Origin of the sequence: Sphingomonas kyeonggiensis, from assembly GCF_014196745.1 — a bacterium.
Classification (GTDB): Bacteria; Pseudomonadota; Alphaproteobacteria; order Sphingomonadales; family Sphingomonadaceae; genus Sphingomonas; species Sphingomonas kyeonggiensis.
The window spans coordinates 679,642-693,147 of the sequence record NZ_JACIEH010000002.1; the positions used below are offsets into that span (position 1 = coordinate 679,642).

The 13,506-nt window shown below is 67.2% G+C and carries 15 protein-coding genes; 2 read left to right on the plus strand and 13 right to left on the minus strand.

Annotation, left to right across the window (positions count from 1 at the left end):
• Position 1 precedes the first annotated feature (1 nt).
• The 12 genes from GGR46_RS12195 to GGR46_RS12250 form a co-directional block, all read right to left on the minus strand.
• On the minus strand, positions 2–337 hold the full coding sequence (locus GGR46_RS12195) for a hypothetical protein (RefSeq protein WP_183998041.1): 336 nt from the start codon (positions 335–337) through the stop codon (positions 2–4).
• Positions 337–861, minus strand: a complete 525-nt coding sequence (locus GGR46_RS12200) for a chemotaxis protein CheD (protein WP_183998043.1) — start codon at positions 859–861, stop codon at positions 337–339. Before GGR46_RS12200 ends, GGR46_RS12195 begins: the two co-directional genes overlap by 1 nt.
• Complete coding sequence (locus tag GGR46_RS12205; RefSeq protein WP_183998045.1) at positions 861–1,250, minus strand: response regulator; 390 nt, start codon at positions 1,248–1,250, stop codon at positions 861–863. The genes GGR46_RS12200 and GGR46_RS12205 overlap by 1 nt, the downstream gene beginning before the upstream one ends.
• Positions 1,250–2,287, minus strand: a complete 1,038-nt coding sequence (locus tag GGR46_RS12210) for a protein-glutamate methylesterase/protein-glutamine glutaminase (protein WP_183998047.1) — start codon at positions 2,285–2,287, stop codon at positions 1,250–1,252. The genes GGR46_RS12205 and GGR46_RS12210 overlap by 1 nt, the downstream gene beginning before the upstream one ends.
• Complete coding sequence (locus tag GGR46_RS12215) at positions 2,287–3,168, minus strand: CheR family methyltransferase (protein WP_343058133.1); 882 nt, start codon at positions 3,166–3,168, stop codon at positions 2,287–2,289. The genes GGR46_RS12210 and GGR46_RS12215 overlap by 1 nt, the downstream gene beginning before the upstream one ends.
• Positions 3,165–3,662 (minus strand): chemotaxis protein CheW, encoded by a 498-nt coding sequence (locus GGR46_RS12220; protein ID WP_183998049.1) that lies wholly within the window; start codon positions 3,660–3,662, stop codon positions 3,165–3,167. The genes GGR46_RS12215 and GGR46_RS12220 overlap by 4 nt, the downstream gene beginning before the upstream one ends.
• Positions 3,659–5,860, minus strand: coding sequence for a chemotaxis protein CheW (locus tag GGR46_RS12225; RefSeq protein ID WP_183998051.1), 2,202 nt, complete (start codon positions 5,858–5,860; stop codon positions 3,659–3,661). The genes GGR46_RS12220 and GGR46_RS12225 overlap by 4 nt, the downstream gene beginning before the upstream one ends.
• The gene (locus GGR46_RS12230; RefSeq protein WP_183998053.1) at positions 5,857–6,222 is read right to left on the minus strand and encodes a response regulator; all 366 of its coding nucleotides are present in this window, start codon (positions 6,220–6,222) and stop codon (positions 5,857–5,859) included. The genes GGR46_RS12225 and GGR46_RS12230 overlap by 4 nt, the downstream gene beginning before the upstream one ends.
• Entirely contained in the window at positions 6,219–6,536 is a 318-nt protein-coding gene (locus tag GGR46_RS12235; RefSeq protein ID WP_183998055.1) for an STAS domain-containing protein, read from the minus strand. Before GGR46_RS12235 ends, GGR46_RS12230 begins: the two co-directional genes overlap by 4 nt.
• Positions 6,511–7,395, minus strand: a complete 885-nt coding sequence (gene motA, locus GGR46_RS12240) for a flagellar motor stator protein MotA (RefSeq protein WP_183998057.1) — start codon at positions 7,393–7,395, stop codon at positions 6,511–6,513. The genes GGR46_RS12235 and motA overlap by 26 nt, the downstream gene beginning before the upstream one ends.
• Before the next feature lie 81 nt (positions 7,396–7,476).
• Entirely contained in the window at positions 7,477–8,301 is an 825-nt protein-coding gene (locus tag GGR46_RS12245; protein ID WP_183998059.1) for a class I SAM-dependent methyltransferase, read from the minus strand.
• The gene (locus GGR46_RS12250; protein ID WP_183998062.1) at positions 8,298–10,697 is read right to left on the minus strand and encodes an HAD family hydrolase; all 2,400 of its coding nucleotides are present in this window, start codon (positions 10,695–10,697) and stop codon (positions 8,298–8,300) included. Before GGR46_RS12250 ends, GGR46_RS12245 begins: the two co-directional genes overlap by 4 nt.
• 117 nt (positions 10,698–10,814) lie before the next feature.
• Here GGR46_RS12250 and flaF point away from each other — a divergent pair, with 117 nt between their 5' ends.
• Positions 10,815–11,177 (plus strand): flagellar biosynthesis regulator FlaF, encoded by a 363-nt coding sequence (gene flaF / locus GGR46_RS12255; protein WP_183998064.1) that lies wholly within the window; start codon positions 10,815–10,817, stop codon positions 11,175–11,177.
• A gap of 84 nt (positions 11,178–11,261) precedes the next feature.
• Positions 11,262–11,540 carry a DUF1294 domain-containing protein gene (locus tag GGR46_RS12260; RefSeq protein WP_183998066.1) on the plus strand — a complete coding sequence of 93 codons (279 nt, stop codon included), beginning with the start codon at positions 11,262–11,264 and terminating at the stop codon, positions 11,538–11,540.
• A gap of 67 nt (positions 11,541–11,607) precedes the next feature.
• Here GGR46_RS12260 and GGR46_RS12265 read toward each other — a convergent pair whose 3' ends face one another.
• A complete protein-coding gene (locus GGR46_RS12265; RefSeq protein ID WP_183998068.1) occupies positions 11,608–13,494 on the minus strand; it encodes a methyl-accepting chemotaxis protein in 1,887 nt (628 codons plus the stop codon).
• Positions 13,495–13,506: the final 12 nt, after the last annotated feature.

Genomic DNA, 13,506 nt, shown 5'->3' on the forward strand with positions numbered 1-13,506 from the left:
GTCAGGCGCTCCCGAGCGCGTCGCGCATGCGCTGCTGCACGGCGCCGAGGCGGATATGGCTGATCGCCGAGAGCGAGTCCTCGCCGCCCGCGATCCGCTCGAGCAGGTTCACGCACTCATCCGCATGCTGGATGAGATAGTCGAAGTCCTGCAGCTGCTCGAGATAGGTGCTCGCGAAATGCTCGTCGCAGACGAGCACTTCGGCGAGCGCCTCGAGCTTCATGCGCATCTCGCGGATCTCGCCGGCGATCACGCTGTGCAGCGTCGACGAGAAAGGGTCGAAGCCGGGCATCGTCTCGGTGGCGGAGAGCTGCGAGGGGATGGGCATGCAGGACATCAGAACAGCTCCAAATCGCCACCGGAGACCGGGGCCTGAACAGGGACCGGCGGCCGTTCTGGCACGCGGTCCGTAACCTTGACGCAGCGGCTGCGACCTTCATGCGGCAGGAACTCGATCTTGCGCGCGCTCGTGCCACCCAGGTCGCTATGGGCGACCGTGATGCCTTCGGTGTCCATGAAGCGCCGCGCGAAGGCGGCGTTCGAGGAGCCGATCGAGCCGAGCCCGGAGACGATGTTGGCACCACCATAGAGATGGGCCATCAGCCGGCCGCGGATCGCGCCCTTCTTCATCATCTCGTTGATGATGACTTCCATTGCGTGCACGCCGTAACGCGCCATTTCGGTGGCACCGACGCGCTGGTCCGCGCTCGGTTCGCCCAGCAGGAAATGGTTCATCCCGCCGACCCGGGCAACCGGATCGAAGAGGCACGCGGAGACGCAGCTGCCGAGCAGGGTGGAAACGACCACCCCGGGCTCGGCCACCACGGCATGCTCGCCCTGGACGATGGCGAGCCGGCGCATCAGGTGAGCTCGCCGAAGACGCGCTCGATCTTCTCCTTCAGCGCCGCCGGCGCGAAGGGCTTCACGACATAGTTGTTCACCCCGAGGGCCGCGGCCTTCTGGACGATCTCCTTGTCCGACGAGCCGGTGAGCATGATGAACACCGTCTTGCCGATCACCGCGTCGGTGCGGACCGCTTCCAGGAACTGGAGGCCGTCCATTTCCGGCATGTTGTAATCGGAGATGATCAGATGGACGCGGTCAGCCTTGACCGCCGCCAGTGCCTCCGGGGCGCTGGGCTTGTCACGTACGTCCTTGAACCCGAGATCCTGCAACGCGCGACGGATCATCGCGCGCATGCTGGTCTGGTCATCGACCACCATCACCTTGATCGCTGCAGCAGCAGGCATCAGACGCTCCCAACTTTCTCGCGGCATGCCTTGAGGATCGCCTCAGGCATGCCAGACAAACCAACTTCATGTTCCACCGCACCCAGCTCCTTTGCCGAGCGCGGCATTCCCCAGACCACGCAGGTTTCCCTGCTCTGGCCCAGCGTGCGGGCCCCGGCCTGGCGCATGGCCAGAAGGCCCTGCGCGCCATCGGCACCCATGCCGGTCAGGATCACGCCGACCGCGGCTTTGCCGAGCGGCGCCACCGAGTTGAACAGCGTGTCCACCGAGGGCCGGTGGCCGGAGACGGGGTCGCCGTCCCGCAGCTTGATGTGGCCACGGATGCCGCCGCGCAGCTCCATGTGGCGCTGCCCCCCAGGAGCAATATAGACGGTTCCCGGCAGTACCGGCGCGCCATCCGTAGCTTCCACAACATGGACCCGGCATTCGCCGTTCAGCCGCTCTGCGAAATTGCGCGTGAACGCGGCCGGCATGTGCTGGACGACCAACACCGGCGGGCAGTTCTCCGGCAGCGCCGGCAGCAGCGAGAACAGCGCCTCGACGCCGCCGGTGGACGAACCGAGCGCGATGATGCGATCGCCGACCGCGCCGGCCGCGAGGGTCGGCTGGGCGGGCAGGCGCTGCGGCCCGGCGCGGGCGACCGAACGGGCGGCCGCCTTCACCTTCTCGCATAGCAATACCGCGTCGCGCTCGATGTCCTCGGGCGTGCCGCTGGGCTTGGTGACATAGTCGACCGCGCCCAGGCGGAGCGCCTCGATCGTCACTTCGGCGCCGCGGGCGGTCAGCGTCGAGCACATCACCACCGGCATCGGCCGGAGGCGCATGATGCGCTCGAGGAACGACAGCCCGTCCATCCCCGGCATCTCGACGTCGAGCGTCAGCACGTCGGGGTTGAGCGTCTTGATCATCTCCCGCGCCGCGAACGGCTCGGGGGCCATGCCGACGACCTCGATGGCCGGATCGGCGGAAAGCATGCGGTTGAGCGTCGCGCGCATCGAGGCGCTGTCATCGACGATCAGCGTGCGTACGGGTGCCATCAGTGCACCTCCGGCTTCTGGTAGATGGTGTGACCGCACGAGCGCATGTGGCGCGCCGCCGGCCCGATCAGCCGCTCGGAATGACCGATATACAGGTGGCCGCCCGGCATCAGCTGGTTGACGAAGCCCGCCTCCAGCTCTTCCTTCGCGGGATCCCCGAAATAGATCATCACGTTGCGGCAGAAGATCACGTCGTACGCGGCCTTGAGCGGCCAGGGCTCGAACAGGTTGAGCACCTTGGCTGTCACCAGCGACCGCGCTTCATCGGCCATCTGGTAGCCGCCCTGCACGGGCTTCATCCACAGGCTGCGATAGGGCTCGGGCACGGCTTCGGCGACATTGTCGGCATAGAAGCCGCGACGCACCGATTCCACCACATGCGGCGCGATGTCGGTCGCCAGCAGGCGGACATCGGCGTTGCGCAGCCAGGACGCGGACGAACGGTCCGTCCCCAGCAGGCACATGGCGATCGTATAGACCTCCTCGCCCGACGAGCATCCCGCCGACCAGATCCGCACCGGGCCCTGCTTGCGCTTCAGCACGGGCAGGACGGTCTCGCGGAAATGATCGAAGTGATGCGGCTCGCGGAAGAAATGCGTGTGGTTGGTGGTCAGGGCCACCACCATCGCATGGCGTTCCACCGGGTCGCTCTGCACGAGCGCGACATAGTCGGAGAACTTGGCCAGGCCATGCTCGCGCAGCCGGCGCCCCAGGCGCGACTGGACGAGCGTGGTCTTCGCCTCGCTCAACGCGATGCGCGCATCCTCGTGCATGATCGCGGCGATGGCGGCGAAGTCGCGGGGCGTGAGCTCCGCGTTGCTCGCTGCCGACATGGCCGATGCGGCGCCGGCAGGCGCCAGGGCGCCCCCGGCGGCGGTCACGCTGCGAGATCCAGGTGCTTGGTCAGGCTCAGCGCGTCGAGGTCGAGCAGCAGCACCATGGTGCCCTTCTCGTCCCGCGTGCCGTCCTTCTGGCGCGTGGCGATGCGGACCAGGCCGGCGATCACGCTCGGCTCGATCGTCTCGACCTCGGGGGCCGGCTGGATCTCGGTCTCGCCGATCGCGACGATGTCGTTGACTTCGTCGACCAGGAAGCCGGCCTGCTTGCCCGCGATGTTGACGACCAGCACGCAGGAGCGGGCATGGATCACGCTCGGCTCCCAGCCCAGGCGCTCGGCGAGGCCGACCACCGGGATCACGTTGCCGCGCAGGTTGGTCACGCCCTTGATGAAGCCCGGGACGTTGGGGAGCGGGGTCGGCTCGTCCCATTCACGGATCTCGATCAGCGCGCGCATGTCGATCCCGAAGGTCTGCTGGGCGAGCGAGAAGGTGACGATCTTGCGGTCGGTCCCGGCGTTGTCGTTGGTGTCGGTCATGCTGCCATTCCTTTGGGGGTGTAGCGGTTGGTGGAGGCGACGAGCGCCTCGATGTCGAGGATCAGTGCGATCGAGCCGTCGCCAAGGATGGTGGCGCCGCCCAGGCCGCGGATCGGGTGGAGGTTCTGGTCGAGGCTCTTGATCACCACTTCGCGGCGGTCATCGATGGTATCGACCACCAGGCCGACCTTGCCGTGCGCCTCGCTCTCGACGATCACGACGAGGCTGTCCTCGACCGCGCGGTCGTCGTTGAGGCCGAAGATCTCGGTCGCACGCTTCACCGGCACATATTCGCCGCGCATGTCGATCACTTCGCTGTCCGGCGAGGTGCGCTTCACCTGGCCCGCTTCCGGCTGGACCGTCTCGAGCACATGCGCGAGCGGCAGCACGAAACGCTGGCCGGCGAGGCGGACGATCATGCCGTCCAGGATCGCCAGGGTGAGCGGCAGGATCATCGTGAAGGTGGTGCCTTCACCCGGGACCGAGTGGATTTCCACGCGGCCGCCCAGCGCCTCGACGTTCGAGCGGACCACGTCCATGCCCACGCCGCGGCCCGAGATGTTCGAGATCGTCTCCGCGGTCGAGAAGCCCGGCGCGCAGATCAGCTGGTCGATTTCCTCGTTGGAGAGGACCGCGTCGGGCGAGATGATGCCCTTCTCGATCGCCTTGGCCTTGACGCGCTCGCGGTTGATGCCGCGGCCATTGTCCTGGACGCGCACGAAGATGCGCGCGCCGCGCTGCTCGGCCGAGAGCTTGATCGTACCGGCCGGATCCTTGCCCGCCGCGATGCGCTCTTCGGCGCTCTCGAGGCCATGGTCCGCGGCGTTGCGGATCATGTGGGTCAGCGGATCGCCGATCTTCTCGATCACGCCCTTGTCGACTTCGGTGGTCTCACCGTACGTCTCGAGGTTGATCGTCTTGCCGGTCTCGACCGAGAGGTCGCGCAGCATGCGCGGCACGCGGCTGAAGGCCTGCTTGATCGGCTGGGCGCGCAGCGACATGACATTGTCCTGGATCTGGCGCGTCAGGCGGGCCAGTTCCGGGAGTTCCACGCGCTGGCGATCGGCCGGCGAGAGCCGGTCGGCCAGGATCGAGTTGCGGATCACCAGCTCGCCGACCAGGTTGAGCAGCAGGTCGAGCTTGCCGAGATCCACGCGGATCGTCTGCTGGGCCGCGTCGCCGCCCGCCTTGGGGGCGATGGCGGGGGTCTCGACGCTGCCGACCGGCGGCGACGCCGCGGCGATCGTCTCGACGACGCGCTGCATCTCGGCGGCGAAGTCCTCGATCGGCGCGCTCACCGGCACGAAGCCGAACTCGTCGGCGCCGGTGTCGGCGGCGGGCGCCTCGGCCACCGGCGCGGCGGCCGGGGCAGGGGTCTCGTCACGGCGGACCTCGACGACCGAATCCGGCGCGACGAAGTCGAAGCAGTCGTTGATGTCGCCCTCGGTGACTTCGCCCGGAACGCGCAGCGTCCAGGTGAAATAGGCGTCCTCGGGATCGAGGTCGCGCAGCGACGGCACCGTCCCGGTATCGACCGCGACGATCTCGGCGCCGAGCGTCTCGAGCTCGCGGATGATCAGCAGCGGTTCGCCGGCATTGGCGAGCGCGGCGCGCGACGGCTTGAACGTCACGATCCAGGCCGCGTCGGCCGCGGCCGGAGCCTCGGCAGGCGCGTCGAAATCGTCGAGCGACACGGCCATCGGCAGGAAGCCATATTCGTCCGCTTCCTCGGCCGCGGGCGCGGCAGGAGCCTCCGCCACGACAGGGGCGGCCGGCGCCGGGGCGCTGGCGACAGGGGCGCCGTCATCGGCACCCTTGTTCGCAAGGACCTGCTCGAGCGCGGCCAGCGCGGCCTCGTCGGCCGGGCGCGGGGCCAGGCCCTTGGCGGATTCGACATGGTCCGTCAGGATGTCGAAGGCGCTCAGCATGACCTTGACCACGCCGGGGCTCGGCGGGATCTTGCCGCCGCGCACTTCGTCGAGGACGTTCTCGAACTTGTGCGCGAAGGCGGTCAGGTCGGCATGGCCGAACGCGCCGGCACCGCCCTTGATCGAGTGGACTGCGCGGAACACGCCCGCGATGACTTCGGCCGAGACGTCACCACCCTGCATGGCCGAAAGGCCCTGCTCGGCGGTGGTCAGACCTTCGGCGCATTCTTCGAAGAAGATCGCCTGGATTTCGTCGAGTTCGTCGCTCACGGGCACACCCGGCGGATGGCCGCCCCCAGCTTGGTGGCTTCGAAGGGCTTGGTGATCCAGCCGGTCGCGCCGGCCGAACGGGCACGCGACTTCTTCTCGTCCGAGAATTCGGTCGAAAGCACCAGGATCGGCGTGCCGCGGAACTCGTTCAGCGCACGCACCGCCTCGATCAGTTCGAATCCGTCCATCTTAGGCATGTTGATGTCGGTGATGAGCAGGTCGGGCTTCACTTCGTGCATGCGCTCGAGGCCGTGCTCGCCGTCATTGGCGCTCTCGATGCGAAAGCCCTGCGCGGTCAGCGACGTCTTGAGCAGCATGCGCATGCTCGCCGAATCGTCGACGGTAAGAATCAACTTGCTCACAGGACGTCTCCGGTCTCGAGGCCGATCGCCGCGCCGAGCTGGCAGCGGTTCACGCGATCGACGAATGCAGGGCTAGGGTTGGCGATGCGGAATTCCTGGCCGCCCGACACTGCCTCGGCGCGCGCGGCGACGAGGAGCTGGAGGACGGCCTGGCCGACGCTCTCGACTTCCGACGCATCGATCTCGATGGCGTCGTCGAGGTCCGCGGCGAGCACGAGGCGCACCCGCAGATCTTCGGCCGTAACGGTGGTGCCGTGGGCGGGGAGGCGCAGTGCGCGCTCCTCGGCGTCAGGCAGCTGCAGGGGCTGGTCCATTCTTGGCCTCGTCAAGTGCGGTTTCTAGTTGCTGGAAGCTCGGCGAATAGGCCGACGGCGTCATGCGGCGAGCGATCTCGATTGCCACCTGAACCGGCTGGTTCTGGGCATAGGCGACGATCGCGGTCTTCACGATCTGGAAGGGCTTGCAGTCGGCGTCGATCGTCTCGAGCAGCTTGGAGGCGAGCGGACCCACCACGCAGTAGCTGAGCAGAACGCCGAGGAAGGTGCCGACGAGCGCGCCGCCGATCATCGCGCCGAGGATCTCGGTCGGCTGGTCGATCGAGCCCATGGTCTTGATGACGCCCAGAACCGCGGCGACGATGCCGATCGCTGGCAGGCCGTCGGCCATGATCTGGAGCGCGTGCTGCGGGCCGGCCTCTTCGTGGTGATGCTTCTCGATGTCCGCGTCCATCGCGGCCTCGATCTGATGCGGGTCCTCGAAGTTGACCGTCATCATGCGGAGATAGTCGCAGATGAACTCGATCAGGTGATGGTCCTTGAGCAGGCGCGGATAGGGCGTGAAGAGATTGCTCTCCTCCGGCTTGTCCAAGTGCGGCTCGAGCGCCGTGGCGCCACCCTTCTTGAAGGTGGACAGCACGGTGAACATCAGGGTGAGCAGGTCCTTGTAGTCCTGCGCCTTCCACTTGCCGCCCTTGAACGAGCGCATGATGCCTGCACCGGCCTTCTTCACCGTCGACAGCGAGTTGGCGACGATGAAGGCCCCGACGGAGGCCCCCGCGATCGCCATCATCTCGTGCGGCAGCGCGTGCGCGATGATCTCGAACTTGCCGCCGGACATCATGAAGCTGCCGAACACGCAAACGAGAATGATGATGAAACCTACGCCGTTGAGCATGGCGGTTCGCCCGATGTCCCTGTTGTTTCCAGAATTATAGGAAGGATTTGCCGGGGCGGTGCGACCGCACCGGCAAATTGGTTAAGCGGCAGCGCGCCCGGCGGTGCGGTCCTGCCAGTCGATGACGGCGAGGTAGTTGCTCAGCCGGTTGGTCTCGAGCGCATGGAGCAGCTTGTTGTTGTGCCAGGGCATGATCATCTCGGCGAGCGCGGGCGCCCAGGGGGCCGCGCTGTCGAACAGGATGCCCAGGCCGAACACCGCGGGGACGTGCGCCCAGGCGAGCGGACGCTCTTCGGTGCGCGTCTCTTCAAGGAAGTCCTCGACCGCGGTCAGCACGCCGTTGCGCGGCCCGCCCTCGTGCAGCGCCCAGGCGAAGCTGCCGCAACCGCGGAAGCCGCGGCCCTCGTGCAGCTGCGGATCGCCAAGGGTCACGCCTGCTTCATAGCTATAGGGGTGGCGATGCTCGGCCGGGATGCGGTCGGGCGCATAATAGCAGTCGCGGCGGGCGCACGGCCAGGAGACGTCGTGCATGAGCGCGAACAGGTGCTTGCCGTCGCGGAGCGCCAGCCGGTTGGCGATGCGGAGCTCCTCGATCACGGTGTAGTAATTGTGATCGCCGTCGATCACCCAGGCGTCGATGTTCGACAGCTTGGGCATCGCGTCGTGGCTCGCCTCGGGCATGTGGCGCACCTCGGGGGTCTGCGCCACCCAGGCGAGGAATTCGTTCTTCGGTGCCGGATCGATGCTGGTCAGGCTGCCGCCGGTCACGCGCGCATAGGCGGCGAGCTGCTGCGAGGTGCCGCCGAACTCGGCGCCTACCTCGGCGATGTTGCGGACGCCGGCGATCTGCAGGGCGTGGAGGATGATGTCCGAGAATTCCGACATGGAATGGATCAGAAGAGTCATGCGTGGGCTCCTGCGAAGATATGCGGTGCGGTCTGGGTTGCCGCGGCCTGGCGGGCGGCGATCGGGCGGAATACGAGGGCGAGCATCATCGGCCGGCCGTCCTGCCGCTGCGGCGGCGGGACCATCATGAAGCCGAATTCGTTCTCGCAGCGGAAGAGGTGCGGGGCGACCTGCTCCATGCCCTCGAGCGAGGGCGCGGCATCGACTTCCTCGTTGCCATCGGGATGCGGCTCGTCGCTCAGGAAGCGTTCGACCGGCATGAAGCTGGCGCTTTCCACCTGCAGGTAGTCATAGAGCTGGCCGAACTGCACGCCGACCGAGAAGCGGCTGTCGCCGATCGGAATGGGCGCGAGGTAGTAGCCGTCATGCGTCGGCGTGGCGGTGACCGAGCCGGTCGAGACCTGGTTGCCGTCGGCGACGATCAGCGGCAGCGCGATCGTGTTGTCGACGAAGTCCTGGTACTTGAGCGGCAGCGAGAAGCGGCGCTGGGCCAGCAGGCTCAGCTTCACTGCCAGGCCTTCGCCGTGCAGCTCGGCCGGCAGGTACATCCGGTCGGCGCTCTTCATATAGCTCAGGCCGCGCTGGCGCAGGCCGCGGCGGGCGATGCTCTGGTCGAACAGCGAAACCGTGTTGTCCACGCCCATGTTGAGGTCGTGCTCGAACGCGCCGAGCACTGTCAGCTCGCTTTCGAGCGGCACGTACATCAGCCGGCCGAGCACGCCGGTGGCGGCGCGGCGCCACATGGTCGCGAGGTCCGCGGGCGGCACGGCGCGGATCACTGGGCTGCCCTCGTCGCGCACGAAGCGCAGGCAGCCTGCCTGGACGCGGTCGCGGACCGCCGACTGGAGCGACTTGATCGAGCTGCCGCGGCGGATCGAGGTGCCGTCCGGCTCGTAGTCGACGACCGAGCCCTGCGCCGCGGTGCAGAGCTGCTCGAGCACGGCGACGTTCGCGCACAGCGCCTCGAGCGCGGCGCAGTCATAATGATCGTCGCCGATGAAGCCCTTCTTGTCCAAGCCGCTCAGCGACTGTTCGCGGAACAGCAGATAGCGGCCGGCGACCTTCACGCCGAGTTCGCGGGCGAGCAGCGCCTCGACATCGTTCTGGACCGAGCCGTTATAGCCGAGATCGACCAGCATCAGCGTGTCGCCCGGTGCCGGGTTCACGGTCTTGCGGACATGCGCGATCATCCGCTCGCCAAAGGCGCGCGAGGCGGCGGTGATGCGGCGCATGCGCTGCGGCTCCTGGATCGCCTTCAGGAAGGCGCCGGGGCGGGGGAAGTCCTTGACCAGCTTGGCCGCCTCCGGGGCGGGCAGCATCAGCTGCTTCGCCACCGTGGCCAGATCGCCCATTATCTCGCGCTGCAGGTAGCGCTCGACTGCCTTGGTGTCGGTGAGCGAGACGGCGGTGCCGGTCGCGCGGCTGATCTCCACGGCGTGGCCGGTGCCGCCGCGCGCCTGGTGGACCAGCTGGGGCAGATAGCCGTCGCGCATCAGGAACACCGAATGGACAGTGCCGCCGTGCCGCGCCCGCAGCGCCTTGGCCTCGTCCTCCAGCCAGCGGTCGAAGCCGTTCAGCACCGGACCCAGCGTGACATAGCCCAGGGCCTCGGCGGGATCGGCCAGCTGCGGCTCGATCGCCGAGATCGTCGCGCGGTGCGGCTGGTGGGTGAGCGCCACGCCCGCCTCGGTCGGGTGGAAGAAGCTGCTGATCGCGCTCTCCAGCCGGATGCGCTGTTCGCTGTCCCGGGTGAACTGCTTCAGGTGCAGCGTGTTGACGCCGAACGGCGCCACGCCGTTCACGTCGGCATTGAAGTTGTCGCCGATGTGCAGGATCTTTTCCGGCGCGATCTTCAGCGCCTTGAGCACCGGCTCGTACAGGCCTTCGCCCTTGGCCTTGCCATAGTGCGACGAGCAGAAGATGCGGCCGATCAAGCCGGCGACTTCCTCGCCCGCCGCCTTGGCGATCAGGCCGCGCAGCTGCTTGTCGTCCAGATAGGTGTCGGAGACGATGATCGTCTCGATGCCGCGGGCCTTGGCCACGCGCATCAGCTCGACGGTGGGCTTGAAGGCGAAGCAGTGACGGGCTTCGGTGTCGATCTCGTTCTGCACGGCGGCGCGGCGCTCGGCGATGCTCGCATTGGGCATCAGCTCGGCATAGATCTCGTCGATATGGACTTCGTTGCGCTTGTGGCGGACTGCGGCGGTGCTCCGCGCGGTCTTCTCGGCCCAGCCGCGCTGGAGCAGGTTGGCGTCGCCCAGCGCGCCGAACAGGTCGCGCGGGGCGTGCACGTCGCGCCACAGCAGCGTGTCGAAACAGTCGAGCGACAACAGGGTCACGCCGGGATAGGCGTCCAGCGCAGTCGGCAGCGCGTGCGGAATTATGGTGTTGGCCAATGATTTTCCCCGGATGCGCGCCCACATTTTCGGGAGGGCGCACTAATCTTATAGGATGTTCGCACCCGGAACGGTCGAAACCGTCCTAGAATGAAGGGTCAAGCAAATGGAGCGAGCATGACCCTTAATGCCTATCAGGCAGCCCGTGCCCGGGCTGAAACGCCGCGCTCGGCAGAGCTCAGGCTGTTGGGCGAGATCACCGGCGAGATGATGGAAGCGGAAGAGCGTGGCCTGAAGGGCGCGCTGCTGATGCCGGCGCTGCACCGCAATCGCCAGATGTGGAACGCCTTCTCCAACGATTGCAACGATCCGAACAACGGCCTGCCGCGCGATCTGCGCGCCCAGATCGTCTCGATCGGCCTGTGGGTGGATCGCTTCACCAGCGACGTCATTGCCGGTCGCGAGCGGATCCGCGAGCTGATCGAAGTCAACCGCACGATCATGGAAGGTCTGCGCGTCCCGCAACGCGTCGCCGCCTGATCTCACGATCCTGCTCAAAAAGGGCGCCCGGCGAAAGCCGCGGCGCCCTTTTTCGTTGTGGTCGATAGCGGCTAGGAGCAGCCGATGCTCGTCGCCGCCTTCACCTGGATACTTCTCGTCAATTTCTGGACGATCCTGCGCTTCTGGCAGGACAAGAGGCGCGCGATCGCCGGTGCGCGGCGCATTCCCGAAGCCGATCTGCTCGGCCTCGCCCTGATCGGCGGATCGCCGGGGGCCCTCGCCGCGCGGCGGCTGTTCCGCCACAAGACCCGCAAGCAACCCTTCACCACCTGGCTCTGGCTGATCGCGCTGGCGCAGATGGGGTGCGGGGCAGGGTTGCTGGCCTTCATTCTGCGGGGCTGAGCCGCCAAGGAAAAGGGCGCCCCGGCCGAAGCCGGGACGCCCCCATTTCCTGCGTCGAGGACAGGGCTCAGAAGCTCGCCCAGTCGTCCCCGCCGTCCATCGCCGCGGCCGGAAGGGCCTTCACCGGCGAAACATAGCCACCGGCCTTCTTCGCGGCCGGCTTCGGCGCGCGCGTGGCGGGCGTCGGGGCCGGACGGGCCGCCGGGCGCACCGCCGTGGCGGCGCCGACGGTGAAGCGGCTGGCCTGTTCCGAAAGCGCATTCACTTCCGTGTTCAGGTTGCGCGCCGCCGCCGAGGTTTCCTCGACCATCGCCGCGTTCTGCTGCGTGGTCTGGTCCATCGTGCCGATCGCAGTGCTGATCTGGGTGATCGCAGCCGACTGGGCCTGGTTGTCCGCGGCCATCTCCGCGAGCAGCGTGTGCACTTCGCCCACGTCGCTCGAGATGTTGGCCAGGGCACCGTCGACCTTCTGCACCGCGTCCACGGCCGAGACGATGTCGGTCTGGGTGGCGGTCAGCTGATCACGGGCGCGACCAGCTTCTTCCTCGGCGCGCATGGCGAGCGCCGAGACGAGATCGGCGACCACCGCGAAGCCGCGGCCGGCTTCACCGGCACGGCCGGCTTCGACGGCGGCATTCATCGCGAGGACGCGGGTCTGGAAGGCGATCTTGTCGAGGCCTTCGATGACCGAGTCGATGCCCTTGGCGCTGTCGCTGACGCGGGTCATCGCCTGCATCGCCTCATCGGCGATCGCGCGGCCGCCCGAGACAGTGCTGATCGCGCCGTCCGCGCGCTCCACGGTGCGGCTGGACGAGCCCGCCATCACCTTCAGGCGCTCGTCCATCTGGCTGATCGCGGCCGAAGTCTCCTCGAGCGACGCCGCGTTGCTCTCGGTGCGGCGGGCGAGATCTTCCGAAGCCTGGGCGATCTCGGTCGAGCCGGTGTTGATCGTCGCGGCCGATTCCATCACCGAGCCGATCAGCGTGCGCAGGCTGCCGACAGCTTCGTTGAAGTTGGTCTTGAGCTGGATGTACTCGCCCGTGAACTCACGGCTGATCGTCGCGGTCAGGTCACCCTTGGCGAGCTCGCCGAGATTGTGGCCGAGCGTCTCGACGACCATCTTCTGCTCCGCATCGGCCTTGGCCTTGGCCGCTGCGGCAGCTTCCTGCGCCTGGGCGGTGTCACGGAAGACCAGCACGGTCTTGGCCATTTCGCCCAGCTCGTCGCCGCGATCGGTGCCCGGCACCTCGACGCGGTTGTTGCCGCCGGCAAGGGTGCGCATCGTGTCCTGCAGGCGTGCCAGCGGCTGGGTGATACCTGAGCGCGACACGACAAAGGCGATGCCGATCGCCAGCAGGGTCGAGATGATGCTGATCGTCAGCATCAGCGTCGAGGTCGCGTCCGCCGAGGCCGAAAGCTTGTCGGATTCGGTCTTGCTGTCGGCGATGATCGAGTCGTTGAACTTGACCATGTCCGTCGCGAGCGCTTCGACCAGCGGGTCCATCTCGGCCAGCGTTGCGCGTGCTTCGACGTCCTGGTTGCGCAGGCCGTACTGGATGGCGCGGGCGGCGAGTTCGTGAACCTTGGTCATCCGCGTGCGGAAGTCCTCGACCTGCGGCTTCAGGTCCGGCTGGAGCTGGATCGCGCTGTCGAACAGCTTGTTCGCCGATTCATAGTTGCTCTTCTCGATGCCAACCGTGTCGCGGGCGATCTGCGTGCTGCCGTCATAGGCGAGCGCGCGATAGGCGGTGTAGGCGATGTCCGTGCCGCGGCGATTGGCACGGGCCATCGCAGTGGAGACGGGCATGCGCTCCTCGACCAGCGCCGAATATTTGCCGGTGATCGTGTTGAGGGCGTTGGTGCCGAACAGCGACACGGCGAAACCCACCGCCGCGATCATGATCACGAGCGCGAGGATCTTGGTTGGAATCTTGAACTTCGCGAGAAGGTTCATGTCTTTACTCCT

Excerpts from the sequence above, each read along its gene's own strand:
- GGR46_RS12195 (WP_183998041.1), bottom strand. The coding sequence starts at position 337 with ATGTCCTGCATGCCCATCCCCTCGCAGCTCTCCGCCACCGAGACGATG.
- GGR46_RS12200 (WP_183998043.1), bottom strand. The coding sequence starts at position 861 with ATGCGCCGGCTCGCCATCGTCCAGGGCGAGCATGCCGTGGTGGCCGAG.
- GGR46_RS12205 (WP_183998045.1), bottom strand. The coding sequence starts at position 1,250 with ATGCCTGCTGCTGCAGCGATCAAGGTGATGGTGGTCGATGACCAGACC.
- GGR46_RS12210 (WP_183998047.1), bottom strand. The coding sequence starts at position 2,287 with ATGGCACCCGTACGCACGCTGATCGTCGATGACAGCGCCTCGATGCGC.
- GGR46_RS12220 (WP_183998049.1), bottom strand. The coding sequence starts at position 3,662 with ATGACCGACACCAACGACAACGCCGGGACCGACCGCAAGATCGTCACC.
- GGR46_RS12235 (WP_183998055.1), bottom strand. The coding sequence starts at position 6,536 with ATGGACCAGCCCCTGCAGCTGCCTGACGCCGAGGAGCGCGCACTGCGC.
- motA (WP_183998057.1), bottom strand. The coding sequence starts at position 7,395 with ATGCTCAACGGCGTAGGTTTCATCATCATTCTCGTTTGCGTGTTCGGC.
- GGR46_RS12245 (WP_183998059.1), bottom strand. The coding sequence starts at position 8,301 with ATGACTCTTCTGATCCATTCCATGTCGGAATTCTCGGACATCATCCTC.
- flaF (WP_183998064.1), top strand. The coding sequence starts at position 10,815 with ATGACCCTTAATGCCTATCAGGCAGCCCGTGCCCGGGCTGAAACGCCG.
- GGR46_RS12260 (WP_183998066.1), top strand. The coding sequence starts at position 11,262 with ATGCTCGTCGCCGCCTTCACCTGGATACTTCTCGTCAATTTCTGGACG.
- GGR46_RS12265 (WP_183998068.1), bottom strand. The coding sequence starts at position 13,494 with ATGAACCTTCTCGCGAAGTTCAAGATTCCAACCAAGATCCTCGCGCTC.